This is a genomic window from Pseudomonas sp. UMAB-40, from assembly GCF_900095275.1.
Taxonomy (GTDB): domain Bacteria; phylum Pseudomonadota; class Gammaproteobacteria; order Pseudomonadales; family Pseudomonadaceae; genus Aquipseudomonas; species Aquipseudomonas mandelii_B.
The window spans coordinates 15,390-30,923 of record NZ_LT607570.1; the positions used below are offsets into that span (position 1 = coordinate 15,390).

12 protein-coding genes are annotated in these 15,534 nt (G+C 60.6%); 1 reads left to right on the forward strand and 11 read right to left on the reverse strand.

Annotated features, from left to right (window positions below; translation table 11 throughout):
- Window positions 1–4: 4 nt before the first annotated feature.
- The gene (locus K0F88_RS24570) at window positions 5–598 is read right to left on the reverse strand and encodes an aminodeoxychorismate/anthranilate synthase component II (RefSeq protein ID WP_219096892.1); all 594 of its coding nucleotides are present in this window, start codon (window positions 596–598) and stop codon (window positions 5–7) included.
- A gap of 405 nt (window positions 599–1,003) precedes the next feature.
- Between K0F88_RS24570 and estP the strand changes: the two genes are divergently transcribed.
- Entirely contained in the window at window positions 1,004–2,914 is a 1,911-nt protein-coding gene (gene estP / locus K0F88_RS24575) for an esterase EstP (RefSeq protein WP_219096893.1), read from the forward strand.
- A 166-nt stretch (window positions 2,915–3,080) separates the two neighbouring features.
- Here the strand turns inward: estP and trpE are convergent, their stop codons facing one another.
- From trpE to K0F88_RS24625, 10 genes are all read right to left on the reverse strand, one after another.
- Entirely contained in the window at window positions 3,081–4,562 is a 1,482-nt protein-coding gene (gene trpE, locus K0F88_RS24580) for an anthranilate synthase component I (protein ID WP_219096894.1), read from the reverse strand.
- A gap of 71 nt (window positions 4,563–4,633) precedes the next feature.
- A complete protein-coding gene (locus tag K0F88_RS24585; RefSeq protein WP_219096896.1) occupies window positions 4,634–5,452 on the reverse strand; it encodes a phosphoglycolate phosphatase in 819 nt (272 codons plus the stop codon).
- Window positions 5,449–6,123, reverse strand: a complete 675-nt coding sequence (rpe, locus tag K0F88_RS24590) for a ribulose-phosphate 3-epimerase (RefSeq protein WP_008035979.1) — start codon at window positions 6,121–6,123, stop codon at window positions 5,449–5,451. The genes K0F88_RS24585 and rpe overlap by 4 nt, the downstream gene beginning before the upstream one ends.
- A 117-nt stretch (window positions 6,124–6,240) precedes the next feature.
- Window positions 6,241–7,389 carry an iron-containing alcohol dehydrogenase gene (locus K0F88_RS24595; protein ID WP_219096897.1) on the reverse strand — a complete coding sequence of 383 codons (1,149 nt, stop codon included), beginning with the start codon at window positions 7,387–7,389 and terminating at the stop codon, window positions 6,241–6,243.
- A 220-nt stretch (window positions 7,390–7,609) separates the two neighbouring features.
- Window positions 7,610–8,434, reverse strand: a complete 825-nt coding sequence (locus K0F88_RS24600) for an ABC transporter permease (protein ID WP_064119279.1) — start codon at window positions 8,432–8,434, stop codon at window positions 7,610–7,612.
- 12 nt (window positions 8,435–8,446) lie between these two features.
- Window positions 8,447–9,694 carry an ABC transporter permease gene (locus K0F88_RS24605; RefSeq protein WP_219096899.1) on the reverse strand — a complete coding sequence of 416 codons (1,248 nt, stop codon included), beginning with the start codon at window positions 9,692–9,694 and terminating at the stop codon, window positions 8,447–8,449.
- Between the two features lie 146 nt (window positions 9,695–9,840).
- Entirely contained in the window at window positions 9,841–10,884 is a 1,044-nt protein-coding gene (locus K0F88_RS24610) for an ABC transporter substrate-binding protein (RefSeq protein WP_219096901.1), read from the reverse strand.
- A 48-nt stretch (window positions 10,885–10,932) separates the two neighbouring features.
- Window positions 10,933–12,057: an ABC transporter ATP-binding protein gene (locus K0F88_RS24615; RefSeq protein ID WP_219096902.1), complete on the reverse strand. Its 1,125-nt coding sequence runs from the start codon at window positions 12,055–12,057 to the stop codon at window positions 10,933–10,935.
- Between the two features lie 254 nt (window positions 12,058–12,311).
- A complete protein-coding gene (locus K0F88_RS24620) occupies window positions 12,312–12,953 on the reverse strand; it encodes a response regulator transcription factor (RefSeq protein WP_154501908.1) in 642 nt (213 codons plus the stop codon).
- A gap of 143 nt (window positions 12,954–13,096) precedes the next feature.
- Entirely contained in the window at window positions 13,097–15,493 is a 2,397-nt protein-coding gene (locus K0F88_RS24625; RefSeq protein ID WP_219096904.1) for a PAS domain S-box protein, read from the reverse strand.
- Between the last annotated feature and the right edge of the window lie 41 nt (window positions 15,494–15,534).

The following is a 15,534-nucleotide window of genomic DNA, read 5'->3' on the forward strand; positions in this document are numbered from 1 at the left end:
GTCCTTAGCGCGTGCCGCCGGTTTGTTTGAGGAAATTTGCGAACAGCTCGTGGCCCTGCTCGGTGAGGATAGACTCGGGGTGGAACTGCACACCCTCGATGTTCAATGTCTTGTGGCGCAGGCCCATGATCTCGTCGACCGAGCCGTCTTCGAGCTGGGTCCAGGCGGTCAGTTCCAGGCAATCGGGCAGGGTTTCGCGCTTGACGATCAGCGAGTGATAGCGCGTCACCGTCAGCGGACGATTCAGGCCTTCGAATACGCCCTTGTCCTCGTGGAATACCGGGCTAGTCTTACCGTGCATCACTTGCCGGGCGCGGACCACATCACCGCCAAAAGCCTGGCCGATGGACTGGTGGCCGAGGCAGACGCCGAGAATCGGCAGTTTGCCGGCGAAATGCTTGATCACGTCAAGCGAGATGCCGGCTTCGGTCGGGGTGCAAGGACCGGGGGACACGACGATGCGCTCAGGGTTGAGGGCTTCGATGTCGGCAATGGTGAGTTCATCGTTGCGCACGACTTTGACCTGGGAGCCGAGCTCACCGAGGTACTGCACAACGTTGTAGGTAAAAGAGTCGTAGTTATCGATCATCAGCAACATGGCGTTTGGAACCTCTTGAATTCACTGACTTTAATTACAGCCTTCGAATGATTACCCGCAGCGTCCTGCGCTTTGTCAGTCGCCGGGTGCGCCAGCAAAGCGGTATGTCATACGGGTGAAGAAGGCAAAGCGGTACAGGTCCGGCGGGGCCGGCAAAAGAATTCAGGCGCGCCAACGCCAGCGGGCGTGTGCCTTGATGACTTGATCCAGAAGTTTGCTGATGATCAACACGGGGAAGGTCTCATTCATACGTCTCGGCACAGTAACTTAGCTGGGCAGAGCGTGCAATATGGCCGGGGCCACTGGCTGCGAAACAATCAAAGGGTTCGCGACCGATGGCAAAAGGCCGGAAGTTTTTGGTACTGTCGTTTCGTTCACTACAACAATAAATAAACGGACTTGCTCATGATCAAACAGACGTTGTTTGTACCGCTCGCAGGATGCTTGCTCGCCGCGGCCTGCGCCCAGGCGATCGCCGCGCCTAACCCTTACTCCAATTTCGTCGTCTTCGGCGACAGTCTCAACGATGCCGGGACCTTTGCCGACACAGGCGGGCCAGCTGGCTCGACTGAGCGCTTTACGAACCGGACGGGGCCGGTTTACCTGGATGGCAGCGGTGAAGTCCGCTCGCTCAACTCCACGCAGATCCTGGGGGGGAAACTGGGGTTTACGGCGGATCAGACAGCCTCATCTTCCTCGGCGGTACGCGCCAACAATGGCCAGCCCGATGGTAATAACTGGGCCGTCGGGGGTTATCGCACCGACCAGATTCTCGATTCGATCACCAGCACCTCCGCCACGGGCGATCGCACCCGGGCAGGCTACCTGCCGTCGAACAATTTCCGCGCCGACCCGAATGCGCTGTATTACCTGTCGGGCGGTGGCAACGATTTCCTGCAAGGTCGCGTCACCAGCCTGCCCCAGGCCAGCGCCGCCGCCGATCGCCTGGTCAGCAGCGTGCAAACCCTGCAACAGGCCGGTGCCCGCTACATCATGGTCTGGTTGCTGCCGGACATCGGCTTTACCCCAGCCTTCAACGGCACCCCGTTGCAAGCGTTCACGTCCCAGCTCAGTTCCCAGTTCAACACCGAACTGGTGAGCCAACTGCAAAACGTCAATGCCAACGTCATCCCGCTCAACATTCCGGTGCTGCTCAAAGAGACGTTTGCCAACCCGGGGCAGTTCGGCCTGGCCACCGACCAGAACCTGAGCGCCACCTGCTTCAGCGGCGACAGTTGCACCGAGAATGCTCGATACGGGATCAACAGTGCCACCCCGGACCCGACCAAGCTGATCTACAACGACTCGGTGCACCCGACCGAAGCCGGGCAACGTCTGATTGCTGATTACGCTTACTCGCTGCTGGCCGCGCCCTGGGAAGCGACCCTGTTGCCACAAATGGCCCAAAGTACTTTACGTTCCCATCAGGATGAGTTGCGCAACCAATGGCTGGCCGATTGGGAAAACTGGCAAGGCGTGGGTCAATGGCGGGCGATTGTCGCCGGTGGCGGCCAGCATCAGGACTTCGACAGCCAGCGCAGTGGCGCCAGTGCTGACGGCAATGGCGCCAACCTGAACATCGGCGGCAGCTACCGGCTAAACTACGCATGGCGCGTAGGTTTGGCGGCGGGCTTCTACAACCAGAAGCTCGAAGCCGGCGATCACGACTCGGACTACAAGCTGAACACATACATGGGTACGGCGTTCGCCCAGTACCAGCAAAACCGCTGGTGGGGTGACGCGGCCGTGACCGCCGGGCATCTGGATTACGACAGCCTCAAACGTAAATTCCAGTTGGGGGTCAATGAACGCGGGGAGAAAGGCGATACCGACGGCTACCTGGTGGCTTTCAGCGGTCGCGTGGGGTACGACATCGCGCCGCTGGCGAGCAGCCCGTGGCATCTGTCGCCATTCGTGAGCGCTGATTTCGCCAAAGTTGAAGTCGACGGTTACTCGGAAAACGGCGCCGACTCCACCGCGCTGACATTCGACGATCAGTCGCGCATTTCCCGGCGTCTTGGCATTGGCTTCCAGGGCAAGTACCAGATCACCTCGCAGACCCAGGTGTTCGGCGAACTGGCTCACGAGCGTGAGTACAACGACGATACCCAGGATGTGACCATGAACCTCAACAGCCTGCCAAACAACCACTACACCCTGGCCGGCTACACCCCGCAGACCAACCTGAACCGCCTGAACCTGGGCGTGAGCCACAACCTCACCAAGGACCTGGCTTTGCGGGCAAGTTATGACATTCGCAAGGATGATGACTTTACTCAGCAAGGCATTAACCTAGGCGTTGCGCTGGACTTCTAAACATCAGGCAAAAAAACGCGGCGCCCTCACAGGCGCCGCGTTTTTTATGCTGGTGATATCCCTGTGGGAGCGAGCTTGCTCGCGATGGGGGCATCACATCAACATAGATGTTGCCTGACCCACCGCTATCGCGAGCAAGCTCGCTCCCACAGGTTTTTGTGTGAACTCAGGCGTCCGGGGTTTGCTCGGCCAGGGCCACGGCGCGGAACATCGCGCGGCGCTTGTTCAGGGTTTCTTCCCATTCCAGCGCCGGGACCGAGTCGGCGACGATGCCGCCACCTGCCTGCACGTGCAGCTCGCCGTCCTTGATCACCGCGGTGCGGATCGCAATGGCGGTGTCCATGTTGCCGTTCCAGGCGAAGTAGCCCACCGCCCCGCCGTAGACACCACGTTTGACCGGCTCCAGTTCATCGATGATTTCCATCGCACGAATCTTCGGCGCGCCCGACAACGTGCCCGCCGGCAGAATCGCCCGCAGCGCGTCCATCGCCGTCAGCCCGGCCTTCAATTGGCCCGTAACGTTGGAGACGATGTGCATCACGTTGGAATAACGCTCGATGACCATCTTCTCGGTGAGCTTCACCGAACCAATTTCCGAGACACGGCCGGTGTCGTTACGACCCAGGTCGATCAGCATCAAGTGCTCGGCGATTTCCTTGTCGTCCGACAGCAGGTCTTTTTCCAGCGCCAGATCAGCCTCTTCGTTAGCCCCGCGAGGGCGAGTGCCGGCAATCGGGCGCACGGTGATCAGGTTGTCTTCGACCCGCACCAGCACTTCCGGCGAACTGCCGACGACGTGGAAGTCGCCGAAGTTGAAGAAGTACATATAAGGCGTCGGGTTGAAGCAACGCAGCGCCCGGTACAGATCAATCGGCGCTGCCTTGAAGTCGATCGACATGCGCTGGGACGGCACGACCTGCATGCAGTCACCGGCCAGGATGTATTCCTTGATGGTGTCGACGGCTTTTTCGTAATCGTCCTGGGTGAAACTCGAACGGAACACCGGATCAGCCGACTGTTGCTTGCTGAAATCCAGGCCGCGGCGCGGGGTGATCGGCTGACGGAGTTTTTCCAGCAGCTCTTCCAGTCGCGCCTGACCTTGCTCGAACGCATCGTCCTGCGACGGATCGGCCAGCACAATGGCGTGCATCTTCCCGGCGAGGTTGTCGAACACCACCACCGCGTCGGAGACCATCAACAGAATGTCCGGCACACCCAGCGGGTCCGGGTTCGGGCATTTGCCCAGACGCTTCTCCACATAGCGCACGCAGTCGTAACCGAAGTAACCCACCAGACCGCCATTGAAGCGCGGCAAGCCAGGAATGGTCGGCACGTTGTAGCGGGCTTTGAATGCTTCAACGAAGGCCAACGGATCTTCGGCTTCATGGCTTTCGATCTCGACGCCGTCGTGGGTCACGCTCACGAGGTTGTCGTGAACCCGCAGCACGGTGCGGCACGGCAGACCGATGATCGAATAACGCCCCCACTTCTCCCCGCCCTGCACCGATTCCAGCAGGTAGGAGTTGGGCTCATCGGCCAGTTTCAGGTAGATCGACAGCGGCGTGTCGAAGTCGGCCAGGGTTTCGCAGGCCAACGGGATACGGTTATAGCCGGCAGCGGCCAAACGCAGGAATTCTTCGCGGATCATGGGGTAGCCTCGTGGCTTGAGGTGCTAACAGTCAGGTATGCAAACGCGCCGGAAACCCGGCCAGAATCGAGTCAGGCGCGCCAACGCCAGCGGGCCAGGGCCTTGATGACTTTCATCCAGAGTTTGCGAGTGACCACCACGATGGCGTTTCCAGAAGGGGATTGAGCAACGTCGGGCAACGTTATCTCAGCGGCCGGATCCAGGCAACCGGGAATTAGCTTGCGCAGATCGTCGATCACCAGCGCCGGCGATTCTTCCGAAATCGGCCGGCCATGGTTGTAGCCGTAGCTGAGGGCTACGCACTTGACCCCTGCCGCTTTCGCCGCCAGCACATCGCTGCGTGAGTCGCCGACAAACAGCGACTGCGAGGCCGGGATGTTGGCCATTTTCATCACGAAAAACAGCGCGGCCGGGTCAGGCTTCTTCTGCGGCAGCGTGTCGCCGCCGATGATCCATTTGAAGTAACGGCCGATTTTCATCTGGTCCAACAACGGCGCGACGAAACGCTCCGGCTTGTTGGTGATCAGCGCCATCTCGACACCCTGCTTGTGCAGCCATTTCAGGGTGTCACGCACGCCGGGATAGACCACAGTCAGATCATGGCTCTCGCTGTAAGCCTCCATGAAAATCTCCAGCGCGCCCTCGGCTTCGCCGTCGTCAACCGCCGAATGGTCGATGCCACCGGCCAGCGCACGACGAACCAGCACCGGCGCGCCGTTGCCGACCCACTCGCGCACCGACTCGAGGCCGGCGGGCTCGCGCCCCATTTTGAGCAGCATGTTATCCACGGCCACCGCGAGGTCGGGGACCGAATCGACCAGCGTGCCATCCAGATCGAACATCACCAGACGCGGCAGACGCCCCGGGAACAGCTGCTCAAAGCCACTCATGGACGGGCCAACGCCAGTTCGGAACGCATCTTTTCAATCACCTCTTGGTAGTTCGGTGCATTGAAGATCGCCGAACCGGCGACGAAGGTGTCGGCGCCAGCCGCAGCGATTTCACGAATGTTGTTCACGTTCACGCCGCCGTCGATTTCCAGGCGGATGTCGCGGCCGGAGGCATCGATCAGCGCGCGTGCTTCACGCAGCTTGTCGAGGGTGCCGGGAATGAACTTCTGCCCGCCGAAGCCCGGGTTGACGCTCATCAGCAGGATCATGTCGACCTTGTCCATCACGTACTTGAGTACGTCCAGCGGTGTTGCCGGGTTGAACACCAGGCCCGACTTGCAGCCGCCCTCGCGGATCAGTTGCAGGGAACGGTCAACGTGCTGCGTGGCTTCCGGGTGGAAGGTGATGTAGGTCGCGCCGGCCTCGATGAAGTCACCGACGATGCGGTCCACCGGGCTGACCATCAGGTGAGCGTCAATCGGCGCGGTCACGCCGTACTTGCGCAGTGCGGCGCAGACCATCGGGCCGATGGTCAGGTTCGGTACGTAGTGGTTGTCCATGACATCGAAGTGCACGAAGTCGGCGCCGGCGGCCAGGACGTTGTCCACTTCTTCACCCAGGCGGGCGAAGTCGGCGGAGAGAATCGACGGAGCAATGACGAAGGGCTGCATGACGCACCTTTTTTGAGCAGAATCACGATGGCGCGCATTGTATACCTCATGCTTTGACGCGCGCACTGTGACCGCGATGATTGGGCCTGTCATCAATCATTAAAGTGAGCGCAGGCTCTAGAACGCCGCTCGGTAGATCTTCTCGATATCGATGGCGCTCAATTTACGTGGATTGTTGCGCATCAGGCGCTCGATCCCCGCCGCTTCCACGGCCATGGCCGGGATCGCATCCTCCGGAACACCGAAGCTGCGCAGCCCTGGCGGAATCTCTACCGCCGCGCACAATGCGGTCATTGCCTCCACGGCTTTGTCCGCCGCTTCGTTGGCGCTCAGATGGGCAGTTTTCACCCCCATGGCTTCGGCAATATCCTGCATGCGCTCGACGCAGGCCATTTTGTTCCAGGTCATGACATACGGCAGCAGCAAGGCGTTGCTGACGCCATGAGCGATGTTGAAACGCCCGCCCAGCGGATACGCCAGTGCATGAACCGCGCCGACCCCGGCATTACCGAAGGCCATACCGGCCATCAGGCTGGCGGTGGCCATGTCTTCACGGGCTTGCAGGTTGGACGGGTTGGCGTAGGCCTTGGGCAGCGCTTTGGCGATCAGCTTGATGGCGCCGATGGCCAGGGCATCGGTGATCGGCGAGGCGTTGACCGACAAATAGGATTCGATGGCGTGCACCAGCGCGTCGACACCGCTGGCAGCGGTGACGCTGCGTGGGCAGGTCAGGGTCATTTGCGGACTGACCAGCGCCACGTCCGGCAATAGATAGTCGCTGACAATGCCCTTCTTCAGCTGCGCGACCTTGTCGGAGAGGATCGCCACATTGGTCACCTCCGAACCGGTGCCGGCCGTGGTCGGGATGGCGATCAGCGGCGGGCCTTTGCGTGGCACCTGATCGACGCCGAACAGATCCTCCAGCGCACCGTGGTATCCGGCGTAGGCCGCGACGCTTTTGGCGATGTCGATGGCGCTGCCGCCGCCGAGGCCAATCAGACCGTCATGCCCGCCCTCGCGGTAAACCCGCATGCAGTCTTCGACGATGGCGATTTCCGGGTCTGGCAGCACACGGTCGAAAATCTCGTAGGTCCGGTCGCCCAACTGCGCCAGCGCCAGCTCGACCGTGCCGGACTTGACCAATGCAGCGTCGGTGACGATCAGTGGGTTGTCGACATCCAGGCGGGTGAGTTCGGCGGCCAGTTGCTCGATGGCACCTGCGCCGGTGATCAGTTTGTGAGCAATTTTGAAAGAGGAAAGACTCATCGTGCGCAGCCTCTTATGAATAGGGGAGCTGGGCACAATAGTAGCTGGGGATTGGGGTTTGTCTGCTATTCAGCCTGTGAATGACCCAACATCCCGAAAACACCCTGAATCCCTGTGGGAGCGAGCTTGCTCGCGATGACGGACTGACATTCAACATTGTTGTCGACTGATAGTCCGCTATCGCGAGCAAGCTCGCTCCCACAGGGGCTAGTGTGTAGTTTCAGACCTGGGCGGTGCGCAGTTTTTCGCTGCGGCCACGCAGCCACTCCAGGGTCAGCAACAGGATCACCGAGAAGGCGATCAACAGGGTTGCTGCAGCAGCAATCGTCGGGCTGAGGTTTTCGCGGATACCGCTGAACATCTGCCGCGGCAAGGTCGCTTGTTCCGGACCGGCGAGGAACAGCGTCACCACCACTTCATCGAACGACGTCGCGAAGGCAAACAGCGCACCCGAGATCACGCCCGGCGCAATCAGCGGCAACGTCACGCGGCGGAACGCCGTCAGCGGCGAAGCCCCCAGACTGGCAGCGGCGCGCACCAGGTTATGGTTGAACCCCTGCAAGGTCGCCGACACGGTAATGATCACAAACGGCACGCCCAACACCGCGTGCACCACGATCAGCGAGAAGAAGCTGTTGCCCAGGCCCAGCGGCGCAAAGAACAGATAGCTGGCCACACCGATGATCACCACCGGCACCACCATCGGCGAAATCACCAGCGCCATCACCAGTGCCTTGCCCGGGAAATCCCCCCGAGTCAGGCCGATTGCCGCCAGCGTCCCGAAGATCATCGCCAGCACCGTCGCCGCCGGAGCGACGATGATGCTGTTCTTCAATGCCCGCATCCATTCCGCCGAGGCGAAGAAGTCCTGGTACCAGTGCAGCGAGAAGCCTTGCAGCGGATAGACCAGGAAACTGCCCGAGTTGAACGACAGCGGAATGATCACCAGCACCGGCAGAATCAGGAACAGCAGAATCAAGCCGCAGAGAATCCGCAAGCTGTAGAACCACACCCGCTCGATAGGCGACATATAAGGACTCAGCATTTCATTCTCCCCTTAGCTCAGACGCAGGCGACTGGCGCCCACCAGCCAGCTGTAAATCAGATAAAGCACCACGGTCGCCAACAGCAGCAGCCCACCGAGTGCGGTCGCCATGCCCCAGTTGATGCTGGTGTTGGTGTAGAAGGCGACGAAGTAACTGACCATCTGATCGTTCGGGCTGCCCAGCAACGCCGGGGTGATGTAGTAGCCAATGGCGAGGATGAACACCAACAGGCAACCGGCGCCGACACCGGCATAGGTCTGCGGGAAGTACACCCGCCAGAAACTGGCGAACGGGTGGCAGCCGAGGGAAATCGCGGCGCGCATGTAGGTCGGCGAGATGCCTTTCATCACGCTGTAGATCGGCAGAATCATGAACGGCAGCAGGATGTGCACCATCGAGATGTAGACGCCTGTGCGGTTGAACACCAGCTCCAGCGGTTTATCGATGATGCCCATCGCCATCAGGCCGCTGTTGATCAGTCCACCCGATTGCAGCAACACGATCCACGCGGCCACCCGCACCAGGATCGAGGTCCAGAACGGCAGCAATACCAGAATCATCAGCAGGTTGCTTTGGCGTGACGGCAGGTTCGCCAGCAAGTAAGCCAAGGGATACGCCAGCAACAAGCAGATCACGGTGATGATCAGGCCCATCCAGAACGTGCGGGCGAAGATGTCGAGGTAAATCGCCTGGTCAGGCGTGGCCGGGGCGATTTCGCCGAGGTCGTCGATGCGATGATCGACCGCCGCCAGCAAGTAGTACGGCGTGATGTTGCTGGTGTTGCGGCGCACTGCCTGCCAATAGGCCGGATCGCCCCAGCGTTCGTCGAGGCCTTCCAGCGCTTCTTTATAAGAGGCCGGTTCAGTGGTGAACGGCAAGGCGCGGGCGGTTTTGGTCAGCAGGCTGCGGTAGCCGGCCAACTCCATGTTCAAGCGCTTGGACAGGTCGCCCAGGGTCTGATTCTTGCGGGCTTCAGCGAGGTCTTCGCTGGCCGCTTTGTACACCGGCTCGGCGGGCAGGCCGCGGCCGTCCCAACTGGCGATGGCCGCCACAGTGCGCGGCATGCCGCCGACCACTTCAGGGTTACCAACGCTTTTGTAGAGCAGCGCCACGATCGGCACCAGGAACACCAGCAACAGAAACAGCACCAGGGGCGCGATCAAGGCCTGGGCCTTCCAGCGGTTGATCCGCTCGGCGTGCTTGAGCCGCTGCTTCAAGGTGGGGTCAGTGCCCGCGTTCAGGGGAATGGCGGTGGCCATGGCGTACTCCGGAAATCTTTGATCGTTACAGAGGCGTACAAACAACCTGTGGGAGCTGGCTGCCTGCGATGGCGTCATCAGACTCAACATCTCTGTTGTCTGACCCACCCTCATCGCGGGCAATCCCGCTCCCACAAAGGTTGTGGTTACTTCGCAGCCCAGGAGTTGAAGCGCTGTTCCAGTTGCTCGCCGTTGTCAGCCCAGAAGCTGACGTCGATCTGCACCTGGTTGGCGATGTTTTCCGGGGTGGTCGGCATGTCTTTCAGGACATCCTTGGACAGCAACGGTACGGCTTGAATGTTGGCCGGGCCGTAAGCGATGTTTTCCGAGTAGGTCTTCTGCTGCTGCGGCGCCACCGAGAACGCGATGAATTTCTTCGCCGCTTCAGCGCGTGCTTTATCCAGACCTTTTGGAATGGCCCATGCGTCGAAGTCGTAGATACCGCCGTTCCACACGACTTTCAGATTGCTTTCTTTCTGTACCGCAGCGATCCGGCCGTTGTAGGCCGAGCTCATGACCACGTCACCGGACGCGAGGTATTGCGGCGGTTGTGCGCCGGCTTCCCACCACTGAATGCTTGGCTTGAGCTCATCAAGTTTCTTGAATGCGCGGTCCTGACCGTCTTTGCCGGCCAGCACTTTGTAGACGTCTTTCGGCGCAACGCCGTCGGCCATCAGTGCGAATTCCAGGGTGTACTTGGCGCCTTTACGCAGGCCGCGCTTGCCCGGGAATTTCTTGGTGTCCCAGAAATCCACCCAACTGGTCGGTGCCGAGGCCAGCTTGTCGGCGTTGTAGGCCAACACGGTCGACCACACGAAGAAACCTACGCCGCAAGGCTGGATCGCGCCCTTGACGTAATTCTCGGATTTGCCGAACAGCGCAGGATCAAGCTGCTCGAACATGTCCTCGTCGCAACCGCGAGACAGCTCTGGCGACTCAACTTCCACCAGGTCCCAGGACACGCTCTTGGTGTCGACCATGGCTTTGACCTTGGCCATCTCACCGTTGTATTCGCCAGCCACGATCTTGCCGTTGCCTGCCGCTTCCCACGGTGCGTAGAAGGCTTTGACCTGCGCCGCCTTGTTCGCCCCGCCAAAGGACACCACGGTCAAGTCCGGGCCCGCCGCCATCGCGTGTGCCGCACCGATCATGCCCATGACCAAAGCGGTGAATTTCAGGGATCTCAACATTTATTGTTCTCTCCACGTGCAGGGTTGGTGTTGTTGAAGCAGGGGCGATCAATGCGCCTCTAGAAGTGGGTCGAGCGCGCGAACGTGTTCGACCTGCCAGCCAAGCGGTACCACATCGCCGACGGCGAGCGCAGGATCAAGCTCGGCAATCGGTTGTTTCACGAAAAAGTCGGTCTTGCCGCAGACTTCCAGGCGAACCCGGACGTGGTCGCCCAGGTAGATGAATTCCGCCACCCGCCCTGAGAAGCGGTTGACGCAGGACTCGCTGGAGCCATTGAGGCTCACGCGCTCCGGTCGAATCGACAGCGTGACGGGTTCGCCGGTCTTGCCGACATTGACCGCCAGCGCTTCAACCTTTTCACCGCGACCGAGTTCGACGATGCAACGGTCGCCGGTCTGACTGTGCAAGCGGCCGTTGAGGCGGTTGTTCTCGCCGATGAAATTGGCCACGAAGGTGTTTTTCGGTTCTTCATAGAGGGTGCGCGGCGCGGCGATCTGCTGGATCTCGCCCTGATGGAACACCGCCACGCGGTCGGACATGGTCAGGGCTTCACCCTGGTCGTGAGTCACGTAGACCACGGTCACGCCGAGGCGCTGGTGCAGATGTTTGATTTCCATCTGCATGTGTTCGCGCAGTTGTTTGTCCAGTGCGCCGAGGGGTTCGTCCATCAGCACCAGTTGCGGTTCGAACACCAATGCGCGGGCCAGGGCGACACGCTGTTGCTGACCGCCGGACAGTTGCGCCGGATAGCGCTGGGCGAAGGCGTCGAGCTGAACCATGCTCAGCACACGCTTGACCCGGTCACTGACATCGCTCTTGTTCAAGCCGCGCACGGTCAGCGGGAACGCCAGGTTCTCGGCGACCGTCATGTGCGGGAACAACGCGTAATTCTGGAACACCATGCCGATGTCGCGCTTGTGCGGCGGCACGTTGTTGATGGAGCGTCCGGCCAGCTGGATTTCGCCGGCGGTGGGTGTTTCGAAACCGGCGAGCATCATCAGGCTGGTGGTCTTGCCGGAGCCGGACGGCCCGAGCAAGGTGAGGAACTCACCTTTGCGAATCTCCAGGTTGAGGTCTTTGACGATCAGGTTCTCGCCGTCGTAGCTTTTTTGCACTCCACGAAAGCTGACCAGAATGTCACTGGCCCCTGCGTTTGAATCGACCTGGCTCATACCCACACCTTTTTTGTTGATGACTGCTGTGGGCTAAGCCTAGTGGACGCTGCTGACCACGCAAATCGGGGCGCAGGAGAGAATCGCCTCAGCGGGATGGAAGGTTGGGGGTAGGGATTGCCCTACAAGGATGGCGGGGATGGACAGGTGCAACGGTGATTTGCAGCTACGAGCCGCAAAAATGGGCAAAAGCGGGTTTTCAGGATGTCGCAAATGGATATGACGACGAACTCCCACAGGGACAGCGGTGTTCTTTAGAGGAGTTTGTGTTCCATCGCGTATTTCACTAGTTCCGCCAGTGAGGTGATGTTGAGCTTTTGCATCAACCGCGCCTTGTGGGTGCTGATGGTTTTGCTGCTCAGTGCCAGTTGCTGGGCGATGTCGTTGACGTTGGCGCCTTGGGCCAGCCGTTCAAACACCGAGAATTCACGCTCCGAGAGCAACGAGTGCAACGGCCGCGAATCGGTCAGGCCGACTTCGAAGACCATGCGGTCCGCCAGGTCCGGGTCAATGTAGCGACCGCCTGCCGCGACTTTGCGGATTGCCGTCAGCAGCAGTGCCGGATCGCTGTCCTTGGTCGCGTAACCCGCCGCGCCGACCTTCAACGCCCGTGCAGCCATTTGCGCTTCGTCGTGCATCGACAACACCAGGATGGCCGGCGGATTGTTCAACGCACGAATTCTTGGAATCGCTTCCAGGCCATTGACGCCGGGCATGGAGATGTCCAGCAACACCACTTCGCAGGGCACGTGCCGCAGGGTTTCGAGCAACTGCTCGCCATTGCTCGCCTCCCCCACCACCAGCAAGTCCTTGGCCAGGCCAATCAACTGCTTGATGCCTTCACGGACGATGGTGTGGTCTTCGGCTACCAGTACACGGATCACAGTCTTCTCCATTCTTTTTATGTAAGAGCCAAGATCTATCGCGGGCAAGCCCGCTCCCACAGTGATTGGGGGAATGCCAAAGATTTCTGCACTGACACAGTCCCCTGTGGGAGCGAGCTTGCTCGCGATAGCGTCAGTACAGACACCACAAAAATTCAGGCTTCATCCACCGGTACCCGCACACTCAACGTCGTGCCCTCCCCCGGCTCACTCTCAAGCGACAACTGGCCGCCCATGATCAACACCCGCTCACGCATGCCGACCACCCCGAAGGAGGTCGCCCTGCCGGTAGCGGGTATAAATCCTACGCCATCATCGCTGACCGTCAGACACAACTCGTCGCCTTCCAGCGCCAACGTCAGTTCGACAGTATGCGCCTGGGCATGGCGCATGACATTGGTCAGCGCTTCCTGAAGGATTCGGAACAGCCCAATGGCCTTGGCATCGCTGAGCACCGGCAGGTTCTCCGGCACCTGCACCAGACACGGAATCTGCGTGCGCGCCTCGAAACGCCGGGCCTGCCACTCGATCGCCGAGGCGATCCCGGCATCGAGAATCGGCGGTCGCAGCGCCGTCGCGACATCGCGCACCAGTTGGAACAGCTGCGCAATCAAGCGCTTCATGCTGTTCAGGCGCTCGTTCAGACCGGGGTCGAGCTGGGCGTAGGCCAATTCGCACATGGAGGTTTCCAGCTTCAGCACGGTGAGCATCTGACCCAACTCATCGTGAACTTCCCGGGCAATGCGCGCTTTTTCCTCTTCCCGCACGCTCTCCAGGTGAGCGGACAGCTCACGCAGTTGCTCGCGGGAACTGGCCAGCTCCAGCTCGATGCGCTTGCTCTCGCTGATGTCCCAGACAATTCCGTCCCAGACATAGGCGCCGTCTTCGAGCCGGCGGGTGATGGCCTTGATCTCGGCCCAGCGCTGCTCACCCGAACGGGTGAGAATCCGCCCCTGCCATGACCAGTCGCTGTCGGTGTCCAGCGCATGGTCCTGAGTCTGGTGATAGCTGGCCTTGTCGTCCGGGTGCACCAGGCTGCGCAGGCCTTTGTCGCGATGGGCCAGAGTTGCCGGCGAATAACCCGACAGGCTCTCGCTGCCTTCGCTGATGTAGGCAAAGTCGATCTGCCCTGTCACCGGTGCTCGCTCCAGGCGAAAGACCAGTCCCGGAACGTTGGCGGCAATCCCCTGCAACCGCGCTTCACTTTCCTGCAACGCCGCCAGGGCGCGCCGACGTTCGGTGACGTCGTTGAGGTAGACCACCAGGTATTCGCCCTCGCGAAAGCGCAGAAAGCTCAATGAAACATCGGTCGGCAGGATGCTGCCATCCGCTCGAACACAGTTGGTCTCGAAACTTTGCGGCCCTTCTTCACTGGCCCGGGCGCGCTTCCACAGGTTCAGCCAGCGGTCCATGTGCAGACCCGGCTCGAAGTCGATCAACGGCCGATCAATGATTGCACCGGCCGGATACCCGAGCATGGTTTCAGCCGCGCGGTTGGCGTAGCGCACGTGGCTGTCCCAGTTGACCCAGAGAATGCCGACGGTGCTCTGATCGATGGAAAACTGGGTCAGGCGCAACGCTTCTTCACTGGCCTCGCGCAGGGCAATGTCCTCGCGCGCCGCCAATAGTCGCTGCTCCAGGCTGTGTTGTTGGCGGCGCTGCCAGAACACGATGGCCATGCTGCTCAGCATCAATACCGCCATCAGCAGGCAGAGGTTTTGCCAGAATCCCCGGGATTCGGTCAGACGCGGGTACTTGGGTTGCAGCCATTGGTTGTGCAGTTGCTCCAGGTCCTTGGCCGGGATCGCCCGCAGTGCACTTTCGACAATGCCGGCCAGTTCCGGCTGGTCCCGTCGTGTGGCCACTCGCAGCAATTGCGGCAAACCGATGTCACCTACCACGACCAGCCCGGCGAATTCAGGTTCTACGGACAGCCGCCCCAATTGCGCTTCATCGACCACGGCATAACCGGCCTGCTGACTCAGCAATAACTGCAATGCCTGGCGCTCGATCGGTACGCCTTGCAGGTTCAGATGGGGATAGTTGCCGCGCAGATAGTCAGCCGTCGCACTGGGCATGCGCACAGCGACGCGGGTTTGGCTGTCGAGTTTTTCCAGCTCCACGGCACCTGTGCTTTTCTGGTCACTGACCACCAGTTGCGGCACCCGCATGTAGGGGTCGGAGAATTGCCAGAACCGCAGGCCGGCGGGGGTTTGGGTCAGCCCGGGAGCGATGTCGATTTCACCCTCGCGCGCGGCGGCTTCCAGTTGCGCAAGGTCGGGGAAATTACGCCAGCTCAGCTCGACCTTGAGCGCTTTGGCCAGCCATTTCATCAACTCGACGTTGACCCCCGACAGGCGCTGCAAGCGGCGATCGTATTGCGCGTAAGGCGCCTGCAACACCAGCCCGACACGCAATTCGCCGTGCGCTGCCAGCCACTGTTGTTGCTGGGGCGACAAGGGCGCGACGTGCGTCGGTGGCGCGGAAGCCGCCCAACTCATCAAGGGAAACCACAAACAGCCGATAACCCACAGGCAGCGAAAACGCATCATTGAAGTCTCACACACTGACAAATACTGACCAACCCATTAGG